The following is a 16346-nucleotide window of genomic DNA, read 5'->3' as shown; positions in this document are numbered from 1 at the left end:
GGCAGTTCCGCCACGAGATACAAACTCGCTAGCGTGAGGAGTCTTTCTCGACATTCTCACGTGCGGAGAGAACCCCTCATCCGGCGCTTCGCGCCACCTTCTCCCACAAGGGGAGAAGGAGGGAGACAGGCCACCGCACGTCTCATTAAGCTCTACGGCGCAACCAGCGCACGAGCGCCTGCGTCCCACCGCCAGAGCCTCTCGTTGGTCAGCTTAGTGCCGCCCCACCAGCGATGGATCGGATTGTGGCGGCAGAAATCATCTTCGCAGGCCACGACTGCCCGCCCAAGCTCAGTCAGCGCGACCTGGCTCTTCCTGTAACGGTGGTAACGAGCCACTTCGTCCTTCTCGAACGGCGCCTCGCCCAACCCAAAAATCATCGGCTTTGGGCATTGTGCCAAATCGTCCAGCAATTCGCCGGCCTCGCTCTCATCGAACACCTCTTGGTGCTGCGCCGCTCGACGCGCCACCTGAGGGTCGGCGCACCCGTCTTCGATGTAGTCCAGCATTGCCATTTCGCTCAGGCCGAGGCCTGTTGTTAAATTAGGCAACTCCTGAAGCAGGGCGATAAGAGCCGACCGCAGCCGAGGAAGGAGCATCAGATCATTCATCAAGAGATCGAAACAGCACTCGGGCGTCGGCGCACGCCAGGCCTGCCAGGCGCGGCTCGCTAGTGTCAGGTGACTATCCGCAACTTTGAACGCCGGCAACTTCCATTCCGCCACTGATTCCGGGTGATACCCCGCGACGGCGTCGTCCGTGTGCACCAGGCTCAGCTTGGTCGTGATCTCCTTGTATGGGCGAAGAAGGTTGAGCAGCCAGACCAGCACGAGTTGATCGTTTGGCAGCGGATCAACCCACACTTCAATCGAATCGAATTTCTCGCAGAGCTCGAAGAAGCCGATATCTCGCGTGCCGAAACCTTTCAGTGAGCACCGCGGAACGTCGTCGAGCCAGTGATCGCCAACATTGCAGTGCTTCGCGGAGCGTGGCTCCAGCCCGATGACAAGCTGCTCCTCGGACGGTAGCCGGTCCAGGACGAAGCGAAGAGAAAAGCCAAGTACGATGTTCGCCAAAGGCGTCGGCCGCAATTGAAGTGGCGCAAGATCGTTCGTCGTCAGGATCAAATGCGACATGTGACTCCGCCCACTCAGCACCCAAACGAAACGGGCGCCGAAGACGTCGGCAACTCAACGTCCTCAGCGCCCGCTCCTCGCGAAACTTGACTGGTGTTAGGTCCTACTCCTCCGTCGGCTCCTCGCCGTCGGCGTCGCGCTCGGGATTGCCGGCCAATATCTGCTCGGCGATCAGGCCGGAGTTCTGGCGGATCGCGGTTTCGATCTTGGCGGTGACGTCCGGGTTGGCCTTCAGGAACGCTTTGGAGTTCTCGCGGCCCTGGCCGAGGCGCTGGCTGTCATAGGAGAACCAGGCGCCGGACTTCTCGACAATGCCGGCCTTGACGCCGAGATCGAGGATCTCGCCCATCTTGGAGACGCCCTCGCCATACATGATGTCGAACTCGACCTGCTTGAAGGGCGGCGCCAGCTTGTTCTTCACCACCTTCACGCGCGTGGTGTTGCCGACGACCTCGTCGCGCTCCTTGATCGCGCCGATGCGACGGATGTCGAGGCGGACCGAGGCGTAGAACTTCAGCGCGTTGCCGCCGGTCGTGGTTTCCGGCGAGCCGTACATCACGCCGATCTTCATGCGGATCTGATTGATGAAGATCACCATCGTGTTGGACTTGTTGATGGAGGCCGTCAGCTTGCGCAGCGCCTGGCTCATCAACCGCGCCTGGAGACCCGGCAGCGATTCCCCCATCTCGCCCTCGAGCTCGGCCTTCGGCACGAGCGCCGCGACCGAATCGATCACCAGCACGTCCACCGCGCCCGAGCGCACCAGCGTGTCGCAGATTTCCAGCGCCTGCTCGCCGGTGTCGGGCTGCGAGATCAGGAGGTCGTCGATGTTGACGCCGAGCTTGCGCGCATAGACCGGATCGAGCGCGTGCTCCGCGTCGATGAAGGCGCAGATGCCGCCCTTCTTCTGCGCTTCCGCCACCGTATGCAGCGCCAGCGTCGTCTTGCCCGAGGATTCCGGCCCGTAGATCTCGACGATGCGCCCCTTGGGCAGGCCGCCGATGCCGAGCGCGATATCGAGCCCGAGCGAGCCGGAGGACACCGCCTCGATGTCCATCGAACGATCGCTCTTGCCGAGCTTCATCACCGAACCCTTGCCGAACTGACGCTCGATCTGAGAGAGCGCGGCAGCCAGGGCTTTACTCTTGTCCATGGAAGATCCTTCGACGATACGCAGGGCAGTGGCGGACATCTGGTCGTGCTCCTTATGGCGGGGATTCGGCGTTGCGACAAACGATTGGCGAAGCGGGTCGGCGATAAAAGCAATGTACACCGTTTGTTCCAAGTTCGCAATATGTTCTTTTGCGCTTCGGGGTACCGTTCGCATTTAACCCCCAGCGCCCTAAGTTGAATTTGTGGGTGTCCTAATTTGTTCGCAAACCGCCTCAAGGCGTTCATGCCTCGGAGCGCCTAGTCTGAATGGGGTAGCCCATTTCGTATAGGGAACAATCAGCCGGGCAACGCGTCGGTATGAGGCCCCCAGCCGAAAGGTGCCCCCCCGACTGCTGGAGGAAAACCCCTCAAGCGGGTTGGCGGCCCCCCATTGGGGCCGTTTATATTCAAGGACAGGGCCGCCCGAACTGGCGGCCTCTTTCATTTCCAGGACGGTTTCGGGGACGGTTTCGGGCTCTCACCAAAATCCGCGAAAACAACCCCATGCAAAGTAGCCGGCCCCGCCCCGGTCGCTACGTCTCATCGCCACCGTCCGCAGTTTTGGCCCGTGAAACGAGCAAGGCCGCCCCGCCCAGCAGCCTCCTCTCCCCGCGCGTGCCGGCCTACAGCACGGCCAACAGAATGAGCCCCACGACCAGCACGACAAAACCCATCGCCGTCGCAGCGGCGAATGATCGCTCTACGTTATCCATCTGCCACCCCTGATCGGCGGGCCACGTTCCCCCATGGCGTCGCCGAACGCGCTGAGTCTCCCCAATCGCTGTGTCGTAATTTCTGCGAGTGGGTGTCGGAATTGGGACGGGATTCGTCCTTGAGTTGGCAATCCGGCCCTGAAGAGCCAATCGCCCGCTTCGGCCTGTAAGCTCCCTGTAAGCTGCGCGGGTTAACCTCGCTTGGCTACGGTGTTGCAGCCCAGCACCTCAGCCTCCAATAACCTTCTGCCCCGCCCGGCTCTCCCCTGGCGGGGCTTTTTTCGCGGTGCTCAATCCTGAGATTCGCGCGTCAGCCGCAGCGAGAAGGATCTGATCGCAGGCGCGGCCAGGAGGACGACCGGCAGCATCGCGGTCCAGGAGATCAACCAGGACGCGAGCCAGTGTTTGACGAAGTCGGGTGCTGCGGTCGCGGGCAAACTCGCAATGGCGGCGGCGATCAGGCAGGTCAGGCCGGACTGGATCGTGCCGAATACAAAATGGCTGTAGCGACGGGGAATGCCGAGCATGAAGCGCCTTGTCTCCAATCCGCCACGAGCGGAGCAAGGCACGTGCCATGCGCTCATCTCACCGCGCGATGCGACCCGGGTGCCAACGCTGCTCGGCGGATGAATCGCCGCCGCAGCCACGCGGCTGTTTCGACAGTCCCTCAAAGCGCCAGAAGGTGATCACGCTCGCCTCGCCGCATCGCTCGCAGGCGAGCGTCCTCGCCGAGGCCATAGCGTCCGCACCTGAAAGCCGCAACGCGCTGCGTATTCACACTGCATATCGCGTCACGCCGCGCGTCGTCCGCGGACATGTCGCTCGCGGAATCCGTGGTTCTCCGGCCATGAACAAAGTTCCTGCGCAAGCAGCGGCAGCGCGGTCAATTCGGATAGTTGCTCCGCCCGCCCTCCCGGTCGTGCATCTGAAGGATGCGGACGAAATCTGCCATGCTCGAACGGTCGTCGCCCTCGCTTGCGCGCAGGATGTAGCCGTCTGTCTCGGGCCGGCCGCGCTGCCAGACCCGCTTGAGGAGGTCGACGATCAGCTTCATGGAATCCGAACGAGTTGCCGGGCCGCCGGGTTTGAGCCGAATGGCTCTGGATGAATCATTGCCCAGCCAATGCGCGGCCAGCCGACCGGTTCCCTCATCCCCAGCCGAAATTTGCGCCGCACCATTCGTGGGGAGCATCTTTCGCGACATCCCCTCGTGTTTCACGCCACCCGGACATCAAGGATTTCGTTGCATTATCCACGGCTTAGCGGCAAATTTGACAGACGGCGGGAATATTATGACGTTCAACATGTTACGTTAACCAAGGGTGAATCGTGGAGGTAGGCCATGAATCACAGGGGCATCGAATTCACCGTGGCCAAGACGGCGATACAAGGTGTCTGGCAATGGCAATTCCGCATCGGCGAAACGGTCAAGACCGGCAAGACCGAGACCAAGATTGATCTCCTTGCCATCCGTCGCGTGCAATTGCGTATCGACCGCGAACTCAAGGCTATCGATCGCAAGACGGCCTGAAACCGGTCGCGAGGACATTGTCGGCAAGGCCTCGCCGTGCCCCCTGTGGTGCGCTGTCATACGCATTGTCCACACAGCTTTGCTGCTCATGAATCCCGTAGAGTTCCGGAGTTGATCTGCCTGCGGTTTGGGATTGCACTGCGCGCCTTCATGGCCTCGGGGCGCGGCCATTATCCGATCGGTGCCAGCCATGCCGCTCTATTTTTTCCGGATCCGGAACGGGCGCTATTCGGGCTCATCGGAACAGGCCAGCGAATTCGCCGACCGCGATGCCGCATGGAAGGAAATGACCCATGTCTGCGCCGACATGGCCGCCGGTATCGCCCGCAAATTGCAGGAGAACTCCGAATGGCACATGGAGCTCCTGGACGAGACCAAGCAACCGGTCTTCCGGATTCGTATCGTCGCGGAATCCTTTGATTAGGCTCAAAGGTTAGCCGCGTCCGGCCGCTCTGCCCTCCACCTTCCCGGCCGTCTCCCTGGCTGCCTCGCGCTGGCGCTTCCGCCGCAAGTCCCTGGCACGTACGAAGCGCGCCCCGACGTGCTCGCCATTGCGCCAGGTCAGGATGCAGATCCGGATCACCTCGCCGCCGGTCGTGAACGACAGGCCGAATACTTTCGGCACAGGCAACGCACCGACGTCGAGAGACACGCCCTCGTCGGAGACATCGACGATCGTGCATTCGATCCATGGCGCATCGGGCGCCGGAATCAGAAATCCGGGCCTGTAGAGATCGACCCGCACATGTCTGCGGGCGCCAAGATCTTTGCGGTGCCGGGCCATCGCCCTCCCCTGAAAGAGGAGACACTAAAGCGCAAAGCTTTGAACGGGGTTTCCGAAAAAAACTAAAAGTTGCTGCAAGCTGGAAGCCGGGCCGCTCGCTTCAGTCGGCGCTCGGCAGGCGCCGCATCGTGAACTCGATGTCGCCGCCGGGCAGCTCGCGCCAGCTTTCGACCTCGCTCATGTAGCCGGCCTTCGGATAGCGGGCGAAGAAGGCCTGCGCCTTCGCCCTCGCCGCCTCGCGGGGCAATGTGAAGGTCTCGCGCAAATAGCCGTCGCCCGCCTTGCGCCGGCGCGCCATCCGGTCGGCAAGATCCCGCGGGCGAAACACCATGCCGCAACTCCTTCACCCATACGCCCCCGAATATAGGGAGATTGGAGAGCGAAGAGGAGTCCGGCCGGCTGTCGCGGTCAGTTGGCGGTCGGAGCGGTCTTGGTCTTCTTGGCTGCGGCCGACGCCTTGGGCGCTGCGGTCTTGGGGGGATCGGCGCGCATGCCGCCCCAGGGGTCGTTGTTGGGGGCCTTGGCGTCCGGAATCTTCCTCAGCGTCTCCTTGTAGCGCTGGTCGCGCTCGGCATCGGCCGCCTTCTCTTCGTCGGTCTTGCTCGGCCCATCCTGCAACATATTGATATGAGGCATCGCATTCTGCGCGTAGGCCGGCCCGGCGATCACAGCCAGCAGCGCCGCCATACGGAAAACCTTCATCGTGTCACTCCTTGATATCGATGGGTCGAGCCGGCGCGTCGTCAACTGAGACGCCGCATGCCCGCGCGACCCGCTAGAAACGGTCAGATTTGCAGGATTTCGGCGATTGCAGCCAATCGTCCCAGATCGGGCCGCATTTGGTGCACCCGCCCAGCGCAAGGCCGACCAGGCCCAAGCAAAACACCAAGACAAATCGCCGCAACATCATCCACCCTGTTCCGAGGCGCGGCATCATAGGGGGCGAAGTCGGGCATTTTCAAGCCAAGGCGGAAGCCCCCGGGACGAGGTGACTTTGCCGTGCCATACCGGGCAGAATGGCCGAAACATCGGGCAACAGGGGGAAACGGAATTCATGCCAGTGCAGCCAACGACGGAATTCAGCATCGAGGAGGCGAGGCGCGTGCTGGGCGACGTGTTCGCGCCGTGGGTTCAGGATCTCGGCCTGTCGGTCGAGCGCATCGACCACGAACCGCCGCCGAACGATACAGACTGGCAGCCAGGCGCGGTGCTGCGCATGGCCTTCTCCGAGCGGCTGTGCCGCAGCGGCGGCGTGGTCTGCGGCCAGGCCCTGATGGCGCTCGCCGACACCTCGATGGTGATCGCGATCCTCGCCGCCAACCGCGGCTACCGGCCGATGACGACCGTCGACCAGACCACGCACTTCATGCGCGCGGTCTCATCGTCGGACGTCCTGGCGGATGCGAAGGTGGTGCGGCTCGGACGCACCATGAGCTTCGGTCGCGTCACGCTGTTGTCCGCCACCGACAACAAGCCGGTGGCAATGGTCTCGAGCGCGTTTGCGATGCTGCCGGGGTAGTTTACTTGCCCAGCACTTCGTCGGCGGCGGTGACGATGCTGACCGTCGGGTTGTTGCCGCAATAGGTGCCGAACTTCTTGGCGTTGTCGACGAACACGTCGGTGTCGATGATCGCGTTGTCCTCGTCACCCTTGTACCAGCCGTCCATCCAGGTCAGCACCAGCTTGATGGTGTCATCACCGCTCTCGAGAAACTGCTTGCAGCTCATGGTCGACAGATCGAGCTTGGTGGCGTTGGCGGGAGCCGACGACAGTGCGAGCGCGGCAGCGAACAAAATCGAAATCGTGGTCTTCATCAATATCTCCATTGGCGAGGCGCGCCACAAATTGATCGACCTCTTCGCGAGGCCGCTGGGAAGCGCGAGCACAACGCCCGCGCCTGCCGCGCATTGTCGTAAACGAAGTATGAAGCGCCCGGCAAGTACGACGTAGATTGAATTTAGTTCGATGTAATTTTCATGCCGTAATTTACACTCTCTCAGTTTGGATTAACGGACATGTTTGAGAAGCGTGCAGCGCAGCGACATCGGGTTTTCAAGGGTGGGACGATCAGCTTTGAAAGCCGCGGCGTTGCGTGCACGGTGCGGAATTTGTCGAGCAGCGGCGCTGCAATCGACCTCGACGGCCGCGTTTTACTGCCGCCGTCGTTTACTCTGTCGATCTCCAGCGATCTGTTCGTGCGCAAGTGCCGCACCGTGTGGCGCAACGATAAACGCCTCGGTCTCGCCTTCGAACAATAATGCCGAGGCTGTGAACCGTGGTTCGCAAAACGCGTCTTTCGCGCCGGGCGACTAGACCGTCCTGCGACGACTCACGCGCCCGCGAAAGCCGGCGATGACGAGCGCGATCACCACGAGCACCAGCACGGCGACCGTCGCCCAGAACCGGCCGCCGGGACGATCGAGCGTACGCGACAATAGCGAGGGCGATTCCCCTTCCCGCGCCAGGCGGAACGCGACCACGCTGTCGCCGATCGACGTGCCGCCTTCCGAATGGCCGCCGGCACCGATCGCGACATATTGCTCGCCCTTCCAGAGATAGGTCATGGGATTGGCAACGCCTGGTACGGGCAGCCGGCCCTGCCACAGCTCGCGTCCGCTTTTCGCATCGAAGGCGCGCAAGTATGCATCCATCGCGCCGGTGAAGACGAGACCGCCCGCCGTGATCGCGACGCCGTTGACGAGCGGCGTGCCCCACGCAAACGGCAGGCCGAGCGGCGCGAGATCCTCGGTGGTGCCGACCGTGGAGCGCCAGAGGATCTTGCCGGCCTTGAGGTCGACGGCGACCATCTCGCCCCATGGCGGCTTGACGCAGATCAGCCCCATCGGCGACATCACCACCGAACGCGACATCGCGAACGGCGCGCCCTGCTGCTGGCCGAAATCATGGCCCGGCGGCGGATTGAAGCCGGCCGCCTCCGCGCGCGGGATCAGCTTGATGAGATGTGCGACCCGGCTGGTGTTGGCATAGAGGATCTGGTTGCCGGGATCGAACGCCGCGCTGCCCCAGTTCACCCCGCCGCCGGTGAACGGAAAACTCAAGCGTGCCTTGCGTCGAGGGCGGCGTGAACAGGCCCTCGTTGCGTGCCGCCGCGAACTGCCGCTCGCAGGCGGAGCCCATGCCGGGGATCAGCGAGAAAGCATCGTCCACCGAGATCGTCTGCTGCGTCAGCGCCGGCACATGGGTCGGGAACGGCTGCGTCGGCGACGGTTTTTCGCCCTCGGCCGCGCCTTGCGGAACGCGGCGCTCCTCGACCGGCCACACCGGCTTGCCGCTGTCGCGGTCGAGCACGAAGACGAAGCCGTGCTTGGTCGGCTGGATCACCACGTCGCGCTGCCCCTCGCCGGTGTCGATGCGCGCGAGCGTCGGCTGCGACGGCAGATCGTAATCCCAGAGATCGTGATGCACGGCCTGGAACGACCAAGCGAGCTCGCCGGTCTCGATGCGCAGGGCTACGACCGAATTGGCGTGCTCGTTGTTGCCGGGGCGCCTGCCGCCCCAGAAATCCGGCGACGGCGAGGATGTCGGCAGGACCACCAGTCCGCGCGCCTCGTCCACCGACATCGGCGCCCAGACATTGGCGTGGCCGGCTTCGATGCCGTCGTGCTTCAGAGGCTCAAAGCTCCAGCGCGGCTGGCCGCTGCGTGCGTCGAACGCGCGCACCGTTCCCGCCGGCGCGTTGACGCGCCGGTTGTCGCCGATCGCAGAGCCAACCACGACGACGCCGCGCCCGACCGCGGGCGGCGAGGTGATCTGGAATTCGCCGGGCCATTCCAGCTTCATGCCGACGTCGATCCTGACCTCGCCCTTGTCGCCGAAACCGGCACAGGGAATTCCGGTCCGCGCATCGAGCGCGATCAGTCGCACATCGTTGGTGCCCATGAAGATGCGGGCGCGGCACGCGGCATTCGCCGGCGCCTGGTCGTCCACCCAATAGGTGACGCCGCGACAGACGAAACGGTTTGCGGGGCGATAATAGGTGCCGATCTTCGGATCGTAGCGCCACTTCTCGGCGCCCGTGCCGGGATCGAGCGCGATCACCTCGTTGAAGGGCGAGCAGAAGATCAGGCTGTCCTCGACGAACAGCGGCGTGCTCTCGAATTTCGTCCGCTTCATCACCTCGCTCGGGCGCGTCACGAGATCGCCGGTGTGATATTCGAAGGCGCGGACGAGATTGCCGACATTGTCGGGCGTGATCTGCTTCAGTGCTGAATATTTTTGACCGCCGGCGTCGCCGCCCCAAAACTCCCAGCCGGAGGCCGGACTTGGCCCAAGCATCAGGACCGCGAGCAGGCCGGCCAGATGACAGAGGCGGATCATCGGGCTCGCCCGGTGCTATTTCGGCTTCTTGGCGGGCTCGGTCTGGCGCGCCCCGCCCCACGGGTCGTATTTCTCCTTGGGATCGGGAATGCGATCGAGGGCTGCCTTGTACGCCTTCTCGTCGACCTCGGGAGCCTTCTTCTCGGTCTTGGGGCCGTCATTGCCGTGGCGCCGGCCGCCCATTTGGGCCTGCGCAGGCGCGGCAACGCATGCCAGCACGATCACCGCGACGACAAAAATCCTCATCCGTCAATCCCTCCCACCTGGCGTATCAACCTAGCCTGCATTGCCTCATTGGCAAATCCCCGCCGGCCGTTCGGTCCCGCTCAGCAATTGTTGATCGAGGGGGGCTTCGATCGGCAGTCTTCGTACCCATCTGTCGGGACGCGGGGGATCTTCACGGATGCTACGGATCGTTGCTCATGCGGCACTGCTCGCCGGCGCGCTGGCGCTCGGCGCCTGCGGCTTTGCCGACAGCCGCGCGCCGGTGCCCGAATTCATGCGCATGAAAGACGCCGAGCAGCCGCCTCCCGAACCGCCACCAGACGTCAAAAAAATCGTTCACGAGCAGATCGAATTCGTCTTCATGGCGACGTCATATCCGCGCGAGGTGCAGGTCGCCCCACCCGATCACGAAGTCCGCGGACCGGGCTGGACGTCCTGCGTCCGCGCGCAGCTCACATCGGCGACCGGCGCCGCGCTCGGCACCCAGACCTATGTCGTGACCATCAGCGGCGGCAAGATGGTCGACCGGCGGCGCGCAGAGGCCGACGACATCTGCGGATCCGAAACCTACGAGCCGATCTAGGAAACAGCTTCGTCTTCCGCTCAACGTCATCATGTTCCCCAGAACAACGGTCATGTTCCGGGAAAACCCGCAAGAACATCCGGAACGAATGCGCACGCCCACTCTTGTCACCCCGAGGGCAGTTGCCACGGAGAGGACTGATGAGGACAACGATGATTGCGCTGCTGGCAGGCGTCGGGGCCCTGGCCGCGACAGGAGTCGCGAAGGCTACCGACATCTCCGCGACCAGCGAATACGCCAATCCCGATCTCGTGCAGCAGGTGCGCCTCGTCTGCGACGACGCCGGCCGCTGCTGGCGCACCCATAACGGCGCGCGCGTGATCATCCGCGATTCCTACGGCTACATGCCGCGCGAGCGTTACTATGAGCGACGCAGCTATCGCGACTGGGACGAACCGCGCGCGGGCGTCGGCATTCGCACGCCGGGCGTTAGTGTAGGCGTGGGTGTCGGCGACGATCGCTACTAGTTCCGTCGCATGGAATCGGAAAGGACCGGACGACAATCGTCGTCCGGTCCTGTTTCGTTTTTGCGTCATTGGTTGATGGTGGCCCGGTCAGGCGGGCTTAACCGACCTGGATCATTTTGTGCCGGCCGACCAGTAACAGGGCGGCATCCGGCGGCTTGCCGCGGATGTGGTCAACGGGACGTTAACACTACCGCTCGAATTGAAGCCTTGCGCCAACGGTATTTTCCAATGTTTGCGCTAAGCATGAGCCGTGATGCGGCTCGGACTCCGGCCCGGGCGGCGTGAACGGGGAACGACGGAACGTGGTCGATATCGCACATCGAGCTGCGGTCAAGAGCGCATCGGCAAGCGATGCCACGGCTCCGCGCGCCCGTAACCTCTCCGACCCTGAGCCGCTCGTCCCGCTTGCGTCCGTCGAGGTGGGGCAATGGCAGGCGCTCAGCGCGCAGGCGATCGAGCCGAACGGCTATTATCTACCACCCTGGGTGCTCGCCGTCAGCGCGACGGCCCGCGGCCGCACCGGCGCAATGGCGCTGCGCGCGCTGAGCCCATCTGCACAACTGATCGGGCTGCTGCCGGTCGTCTCGCTATGGCGCGCCTGGAAAATCCCCCTGCCCGCGCTGGTGAGCGCGCATCCCTACGGCACGCTGTGCAGCCCGCTGCTTGATCGTGACACCGCGAGCGAAGCCGCGACGCGCCTGCTCGATCAAGCGCGCGATGCCGGCGCCCACACGTTGATCCTGCGCGACGTCGCGCTTGACGGTGCGGCGATGAAATCGCTGACTGCAATCTTGTCTCGCGACGGTTTGAAGCCGCGCGTGCTGAGTTCTTACGTGCGCGCCAGTCTCGATGCGACGCAGGATGGCGATGCGCTGCTGCGCGAGGCGCTCGGGACGAAGAAGCTCAAGGAGCTTCGGCGCCAGCGGCACCGGCTCGAAGAGCATGGTCCGGTCACGTTCGAAGTTGCGCGCACGCCTGACGCGGTTAAAGCAGCGCTCGAAACATTCTTGCGACTCGAGGCGGGCGGCTGGAAAGGCAAGCGCGGGACCGCGCTGATCCAGCATGCAGGCGATGCCACCTTCATTCGCCGTGCCGCGGCTGCGCTCGCCGAAACCGGTCAATGCGAGATCATCAGCCTGCGCGCCGGAGAAACGCCGATTGCCGCCGGCATCGTGCTGCGCCATCGCGACCGCGCCTTCTTCTTCAAGCTCGGCATCGACGAGCGCTTTGCAAGGTATTCGCCGGGCGTGCAGCTCACCGTCGAGCTGACCCGCCATCTCTGCGCCGATCCGGCCATCACGAGCGCCGATTCCACCGCCAGCGTCGATCACCCCATGATCAACCCGATCTGGCGCGGCCGTTTTGCAATCGGTGATGTGCTGATTCCACTGCGGCGGAATGATGCGATGGCGGCGTTGATCCATGCGGCACTCGTCGCGCGCAATGCCGCGCTGGACATCGCGCGGCGAGCGCTTCACCTGCTTCGCAGGTGACGTCTACTCCGCCGCCTGCGCGTTGATCTCCTCCGACACCTGGCGGATCGCGCGCGCGAGCAGATTCGGATCCTGCGCGCCGGAGACGGCGTATTTCTGCGCGAAGACATAGGTCGGCACGCCGGAGATGCCCTTCTCGGCGGCGTCCTGCGCCTGCGCCGAGATCAGGGCGACGTCCTCGTCGGTGGCAAGCCGCCGCCGCACGTCGTCCGCATTGAGCCCGACATCGGCCGCCGCCTGCACCAGCACGTTCACCTCGGTGAGATCGCCGCCGTCGCGGAAATAGAGCTCCATCAGCCGCTGCTTCATTTCGGGCGCCTTGCCGGCAGCCTCAGCCCAATGGATCAGCCGATGGCAGTCGATCGTGTTGGGCTGGCGCTGCACGAGATCCGGCCGATAGGTCAGCCCCTCCTCGCCTGCGGCCGCGACCACGCGGCCGGCAATGCCCTTATAGGCCTCGACCGAGCCGAACTTCTTGGTCAGATATTCCTCGCGGCTGATGCCCTCGCGCGGCACCCAGGGATTGAGGAAGAACGGGCGGAAGTTGAGCTCGACCGGCACATCCGGCACCAGCGCGAGCGCATTCTCGATTCGGCGCTTGCCGATATAGCACCAGGGGCACACCACGTCGGAGACGACGTCGATCTGAAGCGGCTTGAGCGTGCTCATGTTAGGTGAGCTCATGGGCGATCTCCTTCGGGCGGACCATCGGTTCCGCCGGAAGATAAGCCGAACGAGCCCCGAGGCAAGGGCGCTAGCCCATTCTGGCCGCCATCTGCTTCAGCCGCTCGGCCGTGCGCTCATCCGCCGGGAAGAACGTCTCCAGCGCGAGCTCCGACAGCGTGATGTCGACGGGCGTGCCGAACACCATGGTGGTGGAAAAGAAACTTAGTATCTCGCCCTCATGCCGCAGCTTGAAGGGAATCGCGACATTGTCGTGCGACAGCGGCGCGGAGCGTGCCGGAATCGGATAGCTCTTCAGATCATTGTAGAGCTTGATCAATTCGGGGTCGGCGGTCGCCTCGCATTGCCGGTGCAGCCGCTCCAGCAGATGCCCGCACCATTCGGCGAGATTGACGGTGCGTGGCGCGAGCGCTTCGGGATGGAAGGCGAGTCGCAGCACGTTGAAGGGCTGGCCGAGCAGCCGCTGCGGGATGCCAGCCAGGAGCGGCGCCACCATGCGATTCGCCGAGACCAGATTCCAGTGCCGGTCATAGGCGAGTGCCGGGTTCGGCTCGTGCGCCCTGAGAACGAGGTCGATCGCCTGGCGGGCTGACTTCAAGGCCGGATCCTCCAGCGGGCGCTGCGGAAAGGCCGGCGCGTAGCCGGCCGAGACCAGCAGCACGTTGCGCTCGCGCAGGGGAACATCGAGCCGCTCGGCAAGCCTCAGCACCATCTCGCGCGAGGGCGTCGCGCGGCCGGTCTCGACGAAGCTCAAATGCCGCGCCGAGATCTCCGCTTCGCCTGCGAGATCGAGCTGGCTCATGCGGCGGCGCTGCCGCCATTCGCGCAAGTGGTCGCCGATATGGATAGGCTGGGCGCGCTCGGCCTGCGCGGCGGATGCATATGCGTTCATGGTCAAAAACGTAGCATGCGGATTTCGGCCCTTCCATTACCCCAGGGGTAATGGAATTGCGCGAGCGCGCGGCTAGGCAGGTCCGAACCCGCGAGCTGATTCGCAAGAACTCACTCCGCGCTGTCTGCGGCGGCTTTCGCGAGCTTCCGGTCAGTGAGCAGCGACTCGAAGCCGAAGCCAAAGCCAATCTGCGACCGACATGCGGATTGCAGTCCTAGCCTGAGGCAGTTGATCCCGAGAAAGACCCGTTCCGCTCGAACATAAGCCGCAAAGAAAAACCCCGGCGGTTGCCCGCCGGGGTTCTCTGATCGGTCGAAAGATCGATCTTAGAAGTTGCGCGCAGCGGTGAGCCGAACGCTGACGGCGTCCTGATCCTTCGCCTCGTACACAGCTGCCGGCTTGGCAATCGAGGCCACCGCCGGGCTCGTGAACGTTCCCGAGTACTTCTGGTCGAGATGGGTCCAGTTGACGTCCGCCGTGAAGGCCAGGTTCTTCACCGGAGTCCAGACGAGGTTGGTACCGATGATGCCAACGTTGAAGTTGGGGCTGCAGGTGCCGACGAAGCCGAGCAGGGTGCCGGCGTTGGCGCAGATCGTCGCGGCGCCGTTGCTGCCATACTTCAGCTGAGCATACGCACCGTAGAGGCCGCTCGCCCAGGTCGGGCTCCAGTTGTGCGTATAGCCACCGCGGATACCCCAGGTCTTCACGCTTTCGATCGAGCTGCCATTGGCGGCAGACGTTCCGGTGAAGACACCATCAGCCAGACCGGCGATCCCGACGCTCTGATAGGCGCCGGCGAGGCCCGTGCCGCTGTAGATCGCGAAGGACTGCGGGAACAAAGTCTGGAAGTTGTACTTGGTCGCACCATCCGTATAGACGGCCGTCAAGTTGATGGTATCGCCAGGTCCGGTCGGGATGTTCTTGATCGACAACGCCGCCTGAACTGCCCAGCCCCACTTGTCGTCGGGGTGACCGGTCGTCTCAGTCGCGCCGTAGTAGGCCGCATGCATGTCATGCGCCGCCGCGGAGATCTGGAACAGACCCCAGGCCTGGTCGACGCGGATGGCACCGACGATGTCCGGAGAGCGCGAGCCACCCCAATCGGCGGAACCATACGTGCCGGCGATCATGCCGCCAGCGGTCGCACCCGACAGGTTCCAGAGGTTCGACTGGGTCTGCGAAACCGCATCCTGCAACGAGATCGAACCGGTGATGCCCTGACCGAAGTCTGCCGTGTAGGTAGCCTGGTTGATGCCGATGACCTGGTTGCTGCCGCCCGGGAGCGTATCGGGACCGCCAGCCGGATAACCCGTCCAAGGAGCGTCGAACACCGAGGCGGTACGACCAAAGGTGAAGCCAGCGAACTGGACGAACGCGTGGTACAGGCCGAGCGAGACTGCGGTGCTGGTGTCATATGCGGTCAGGGCGGGGGCGGTGGCGCCGCCCGCGTAGCCGCCGCTCACCCAGCTGAGAGCGAAATCGGCGTAGGTGCGAACAACGCCATACTCGGTCGCGGTGCGGGTGTCGACGGTCATATCGAAGCGGGCACGAGACGTGTAGTAGTTGCTCAGACGGTTGTTTGCACCGGTGACGCCGCCGGCGAAGCCGTACATGTTGTTGGTGCCGAGCGCCACCGTGCCGTGCGTGTAACCACCGAACTTGATGCAGGTATCAGTGCCCGGCATGTAGTAGAAGCCTGCGCCGTACAGCGAGCAGATCTTCACGTATTCGACCGCCTTGGCCTTCACGGGCAGATCGGCTGCCTGCGCTCCGCCCACGGCGATCAGACCCGCCGCCGAACCGAGCAAAAGGCTCTTCATCAATTTCATTTGCTTACCTCCAAGTTGGTGTTGGGCGACTTGGACGCGATCGAAGATCGCGGCCTCCGGCCCCTCAATTCCCCATTCGCCCGCCCCGGTCTCCGGTTGCGGAAACGACTTCGAGGTGCCCCCCTCCGTCGTTAAGTTCGATATAATTCACCAAAACAATCGCCTCAATTAATTGTTTCAATCAATCGACTGTTCGTGACGAGCTGTTGTAGGAGTGCAACACCACCGAATTCGAGGGATTTGAGCCGATTTCGTACCGAGATCAAAAGCAAAAAACCCTCGGGGGGCATCCCGAGGGTTTCCTTGGAGGTTTAACGAGCGGTGTTTCAGAACCCCTTATTGAAGAGTTCGCACTGCCCGTAACCGTGACGATAATTATCTCAATCAATTAATATTTGCAAGTCTCAATTCAGGCCGATGCTTGCCGCTATCTAGCCGCGAAAATCGGGCATTTTACCTCCGTGGATAACAAATATCTGAGAGCAAAATCACTTGAGATGACAGTAGAGTAGCTAGTTA

At 63.3% G+C, this 16346-nt stretch carries 19 protein-coding genes and 1 pseudogene; 7 read left to right on the top strand and 13 right to left on the bottom strand.

Features of this window, described 5'->3' with window-relative positions; translation table 11 throughout:
• Window positions 1–152: 152 nt before the first annotated feature.
• From NLM33_RS44910 to NLM33_RS44895, 4 genes are all read right to left on the bottom strand, one after another.
• Window positions 153–1136: a hypothetical protein gene (locus NLM33_RS44910; RefSeq protein ID WP_254105047.1), complete on the bottom strand. Its 984-nt coding sequence runs from the start codon at window positions 1134–1136 to the stop codon at window positions 153–155.
• A 103-nt stretch (window positions 1137–1239) separates the two neighbouring features.
• Window positions 1240–2328: a recombinase RecA gene (gene recA, locus NLM33_RS44905; RefSeq protein WP_254105045.1), complete on the bottom strand. Its 1089-nt coding sequence runs from the start codon at window positions 2326–2328 to the stop codon at window positions 1240–1242.
• Window positions 2329–3291: 963 nt separating this feature from the next.
• Complete coding sequence (locus tag NLM33_RS44900; protein WP_254106168.1) at window positions 3292–3528, bottom strand: DUF2798 domain-containing protein; 237 nt, start codon at window positions 3526–3528, stop codon at window positions 3292–3294.
• Between the two features lie 356 nt (window positions 3529–3884).
• Entirely contained in the window at window positions 3885–4193 is a 309-nt protein-coding gene (locus tag NLM33_RS44895) for a hypothetical protein (protein WP_254105044.1), read from the bottom strand.
• A gap of 150 nt (window positions 4194–4343) precedes the next feature.
• Here NLM33_RS44895 and NLM33_RS44890 point away from each other — a divergent pair, with 150 nt between their 5' ends.
• A complete protein-coding gene (locus tag NLM33_RS44890; RefSeq protein WP_254105043.1) occupies window positions 4344–4532 on the top strand; it encodes a hypothetical protein in 189 nt (62 codons plus the stop codon).
• 190 nt (window positions 4533–4722) lie between these two features.
• Window positions 4723–4956: a hypothetical protein gene (locus tag NLM33_RS44885; RefSeq protein WP_254105042.1), complete on the top strand. Its 234-nt coding sequence runs from the start codon at window positions 4723–4725 to the stop codon at window positions 4954–4956.
• A gap of 9 nt (window positions 4957–4965) precedes the next feature.
• Here the strand turns inward: NLM33_RS44885 and NLM33_RS44880 are convergent, their stop codons facing one another.
• From NLM33_RS44880 to NLM33_RS44870, 3 genes are all read right to left on the bottom strand, one after another.
• The gene (locus tag NLM33_RS44880; protein WP_254105041.1) at window positions 4966–5316 is read right to left on the bottom strand and encodes a hypothetical protein; all 351 of its coding nucleotides are present in this window, start codon (window positions 5314–5316) and stop codon (window positions 4966–4968) included.
• Window positions 5317–5416: 100 nt separating this feature from the next.
• Window positions 5417–5647 carry a hypothetical protein gene (locus NLM33_RS44875; RefSeq protein ID WP_027526271.1) on the bottom strand — a complete coding sequence of 77 codons (231 nt, stop codon included), beginning with the start codon at window positions 5645–5647 and terminating at the stop codon, window positions 5417–5419.
• Window positions 5648–5724: 77 nt separating this feature from the next.
• A complete protein-coding gene (locus tag NLM33_RS44870; RefSeq protein WP_254105040.1) occupies window positions 5725–6018 on the bottom strand; it encodes a hypothetical protein in 294 nt (97 codons plus the stop codon).
• A gap of 352 nt (window positions 6019–6370) precedes the next feature.
• On the opposite strand from NLM33_RS44870, the gene NLM33_RS44865 reads away from it, so the two are divergent.
• Window positions 6371–6835, top strand: coding sequence for a PaaI family thioesterase (locus NLM33_RS44865; RefSeq protein ID WP_254105039.1), 465 nt, complete (start codon window positions 6371–6373; stop codon window positions 6833–6835).
• Window position 6836: 1 nt separating this feature from the next.
• On the opposite strand, the gene NLM33_RS44860 is transcribed toward NLM33_RS44865, so the two are convergent.
• Window positions 6837–7130: an HdeA/HdeB family chaperone gene (locus NLM33_RS44860; protein WP_254105038.1), complete on the bottom strand. Its 294-nt coding sequence runs from the start codon at window positions 7128–7130 to the stop codon at window positions 6837–6839.
• Window positions 7131–7331: 201 nt separating this feature from the next.
• On the opposite strand from NLM33_RS44860, the gene NLM33_RS44855 reads away from it, so the two are divergent.
• On the top strand, window positions 7332–7574 hold the full coding sequence (locus tag NLM33_RS44855) for a PilZ domain-containing protein (RefSeq protein WP_254105037.1): 243 nt from the start codon (window positions 7332–7334) through the stop codon (window positions 7572–7574).
• Window positions 7575–7625: 51 nt separating this feature from the next.
• On the opposite strand, the pseudogene NLM33_RS44850 reads toward NLM33_RS44855, so the two are convergent.
• Both NLM33_RS44850 and NLM33_RS44845 read right to left on the bottom strand, forming a co-directional pair.
• Window positions 7626–9612: pseudogene (locus NLM33_RS44850) on the bottom strand (pyrroloquinoline quinone-dependent dehydrogenase).
• Window positions 9613–9669: 57 nt separating this feature from the next.
• Window positions 9670–9900 carry a hypothetical protein gene (locus NLM33_RS44845; protein ID WP_254105036.1) on the bottom strand — a complete coding sequence of 77 codons (231 nt, stop codon included), beginning with the start codon at window positions 9898–9900 and terminating at the stop codon, window positions 9670–9672.
• 157 nt (window positions 9901–10057) lie between these two features.
• Here NLM33_RS44845 and NLM33_RS44840 point away from each other — a divergent pair, with 157 nt between their 5' ends.
• The 3 genes from NLM33_RS44840 to NLM33_RS44830 all read left to right on the top strand — a co-directional run bounded on the left by NLM33_RS44840 (window position 10058) and on the right by NLM33_RS44830 (window position 12422).
• The gene (locus NLM33_RS44840; RefSeq protein WP_254105035.1) at window positions 10058–10462 is read left to right on the top strand and encodes a hypothetical protein; all 405 of its coding nucleotides are present in this window, start codon (window positions 10058–10060) and stop codon (window positions 10460–10462) included.
• 140 nt (window positions 10463–10602) lie between these two features.
• Entirely contained in the window at window positions 10603–10929 is a 327-nt protein-coding gene (locus NLM33_RS44835) for a hypothetical protein (RefSeq protein WP_254105034.1), read from the top strand.
• Window positions 10930–11231: 302 nt separating this feature from the next.
• Window positions 11232–12422: a GNAT family N-acetyltransferase gene (locus NLM33_RS44830; RefSeq protein WP_254105033.1), complete on the top strand. Its 1191-nt coding sequence runs from the start codon at window positions 11232–11234 to the stop codon at window positions 12420–12422.
• 3 nt (window positions 12423–12425) lie between these two features.
• On the opposite strand, the gene NLM33_RS44825 is transcribed toward NLM33_RS44830, so the two are convergent.
• The 3 genes from NLM33_RS44825 to NLM33_RS44815 form a co-directional block, all read right to left on the bottom strand.
• Window positions 12426–13091 (bottom strand): DsbA family oxidoreductase, encoded by a 666-nt coding sequence (locus tag NLM33_RS44825; RefSeq protein ID WP_254106167.1) that lies wholly within the window; start codon window positions 13089–13091, stop codon window positions 12426–12428.
• Window positions 13092–13176: 85 nt separating this feature from the next.
• Window positions 13177–13998, bottom strand: coding sequence for a helix-turn-helix domain-containing protein (locus NLM33_RS44820; protein ID WP_254105032.1), 822 nt, complete (start codon window positions 13996–13998; stop codon window positions 13177–13179).
• A 326-nt stretch (window positions 13999–14324) separates the two neighbouring features.
• Entirely contained in the window at window positions 14325–15827 is a 1503-nt protein-coding gene (locus tag NLM33_RS44815) for a porin (RefSeq protein WP_254105031.1), read from the bottom strand.
• Window positions 15828–16346 lie beyond the last annotated feature (519 nt).

It is taken from the genome of Bradyrhizobium sp. CCGUVB1N3, from assembly GCF_024199925.1.
GTDB lineage: Bacteria > Pseudomonadota > Alphaproteobacteria > Rhizobiales > Xanthobacteraceae > Bradyrhizobium.
Note: the sequence above shows the minus strand (reverse complement) of the source record. Positions and strands in the feature narration are given on the sequence as shown.

Coding starts and splice junctions, on each gene's coding strand:
- NLM33_RS44910 (WP_254105047.1), bottom strand. CDS start 1,136: ATGTCGCATTTGATCCTGACGACGAACGATCTTGCGCCACTTCAATTG.
- recA (WP_254105045.1), bottom strand. CDS start 2,328: ATGTCCGCCACTGCCCTGCGTATCGTCGAAGGATCTTCCATGGACAAG.
- NLM33_RS44900 (WP_254106168.1), bottom strand. CDS start 3,528: ATGCTCGGCATTCCCCGTCGCTACAGCCATTTTGTATTCGGCACGATC.
- NLM33_RS44895 (WP_254105044.1), bottom strand. CDS start 4,193: ATGCTCCCCACGAATGGTGCGGCGCAAATTTCGGCTGGGGATGAGGGA.
- NLM33_RS44890 (WP_254105043.1), top strand. CDS start 4,344: ATGAATCACAGGGGCATCGAATTCACCGTGGCCAAGACGGCGATACAA.
- NLM33_RS44885 (WP_254105042.1), top strand. CDS start 4,723: ATGCCGCTCTATTTTTTCCGGATCCGGAACGGGCGCTATTCGGGCTCA.
- NLM33_RS44880 (WP_254105041.1), bottom strand. CDS start 5,316: ATGGCCCGGCACCGCAAAGATCTTGGCGCCCGCAGACATGTGCGGGTC.
- NLM33_RS44875 (WP_027526271.1), bottom strand. CDS start 5,647: ATGGTGTTTCGCCCGCGGGATCTTGCCGACCGGATGGCGCGCCGGCGC.
- NLM33_RS44870 (WP_254105040.1), bottom strand. CDS start 6,018: ATGAAGGTTTTCCGTATGGCGGCGCTGCTGGCTGTGATCGCCGGGCCG.
- NLM33_RS44865 (WP_254105039.1), top strand. CDS start 6,371: ATGCCAGTGCAGCCAACGACGGAATTCAGCATCGAGGAGGCGAGGCGC.
- NLM33_RS44860 (WP_254105038.1), bottom strand. CDS start 7,130: ATGAAGACCACGATTTCGATTTTGTTCGCTGCCGCGCTCGCACTGTCG.
- NLM33_RS44855 (WP_254105037.1), top strand. CDS start 7,332: ATGTTTGAGAAGCGTGCAGCGCAGCGACATCGGGTTTTCAAGGGTGGG.
- NLM33_RS44845 (WP_254105036.1), bottom strand. CDS start 9,900: ATGAGGATTTTTGTCGTCGCGGTGATCGTGCTGGCATGCGTTGCCGCG.
- NLM33_RS44840 (WP_254105035.1), top strand. CDS start 10,058: ATGCTACGGATCGTTGCTCATGCGGCACTGCTCGCCGGCGCGCTGGCG.
- NLM33_RS44835 (WP_254105034.1), top strand. CDS start 10,603: ATGAGGACAACGATGATTGCGCTGCTGGCAGGCGTCGGGGCCCTGGCC.
- NLM33_RS44825 (WP_254106167.1), bottom strand. CDS start 13,091: ATGAGCACGCTCAAGCCGCTTCAGATCGACGTCGTCTCCGACGTGGTG.
- NLM33_RS44820 (WP_254105032.1), bottom strand. CDS start 13,998: ATGAACGCATATGCATCCGCCGCGCAGGCCGAGCGCGCCCAGCCTATC.
- NLM33_RS44815 (WP_254105031.1), bottom strand. CDS start 15,827: ATGAAATTGATGAAGAGCCTTTTGCTCGGTTCGGCGGCGGGTCTGATC.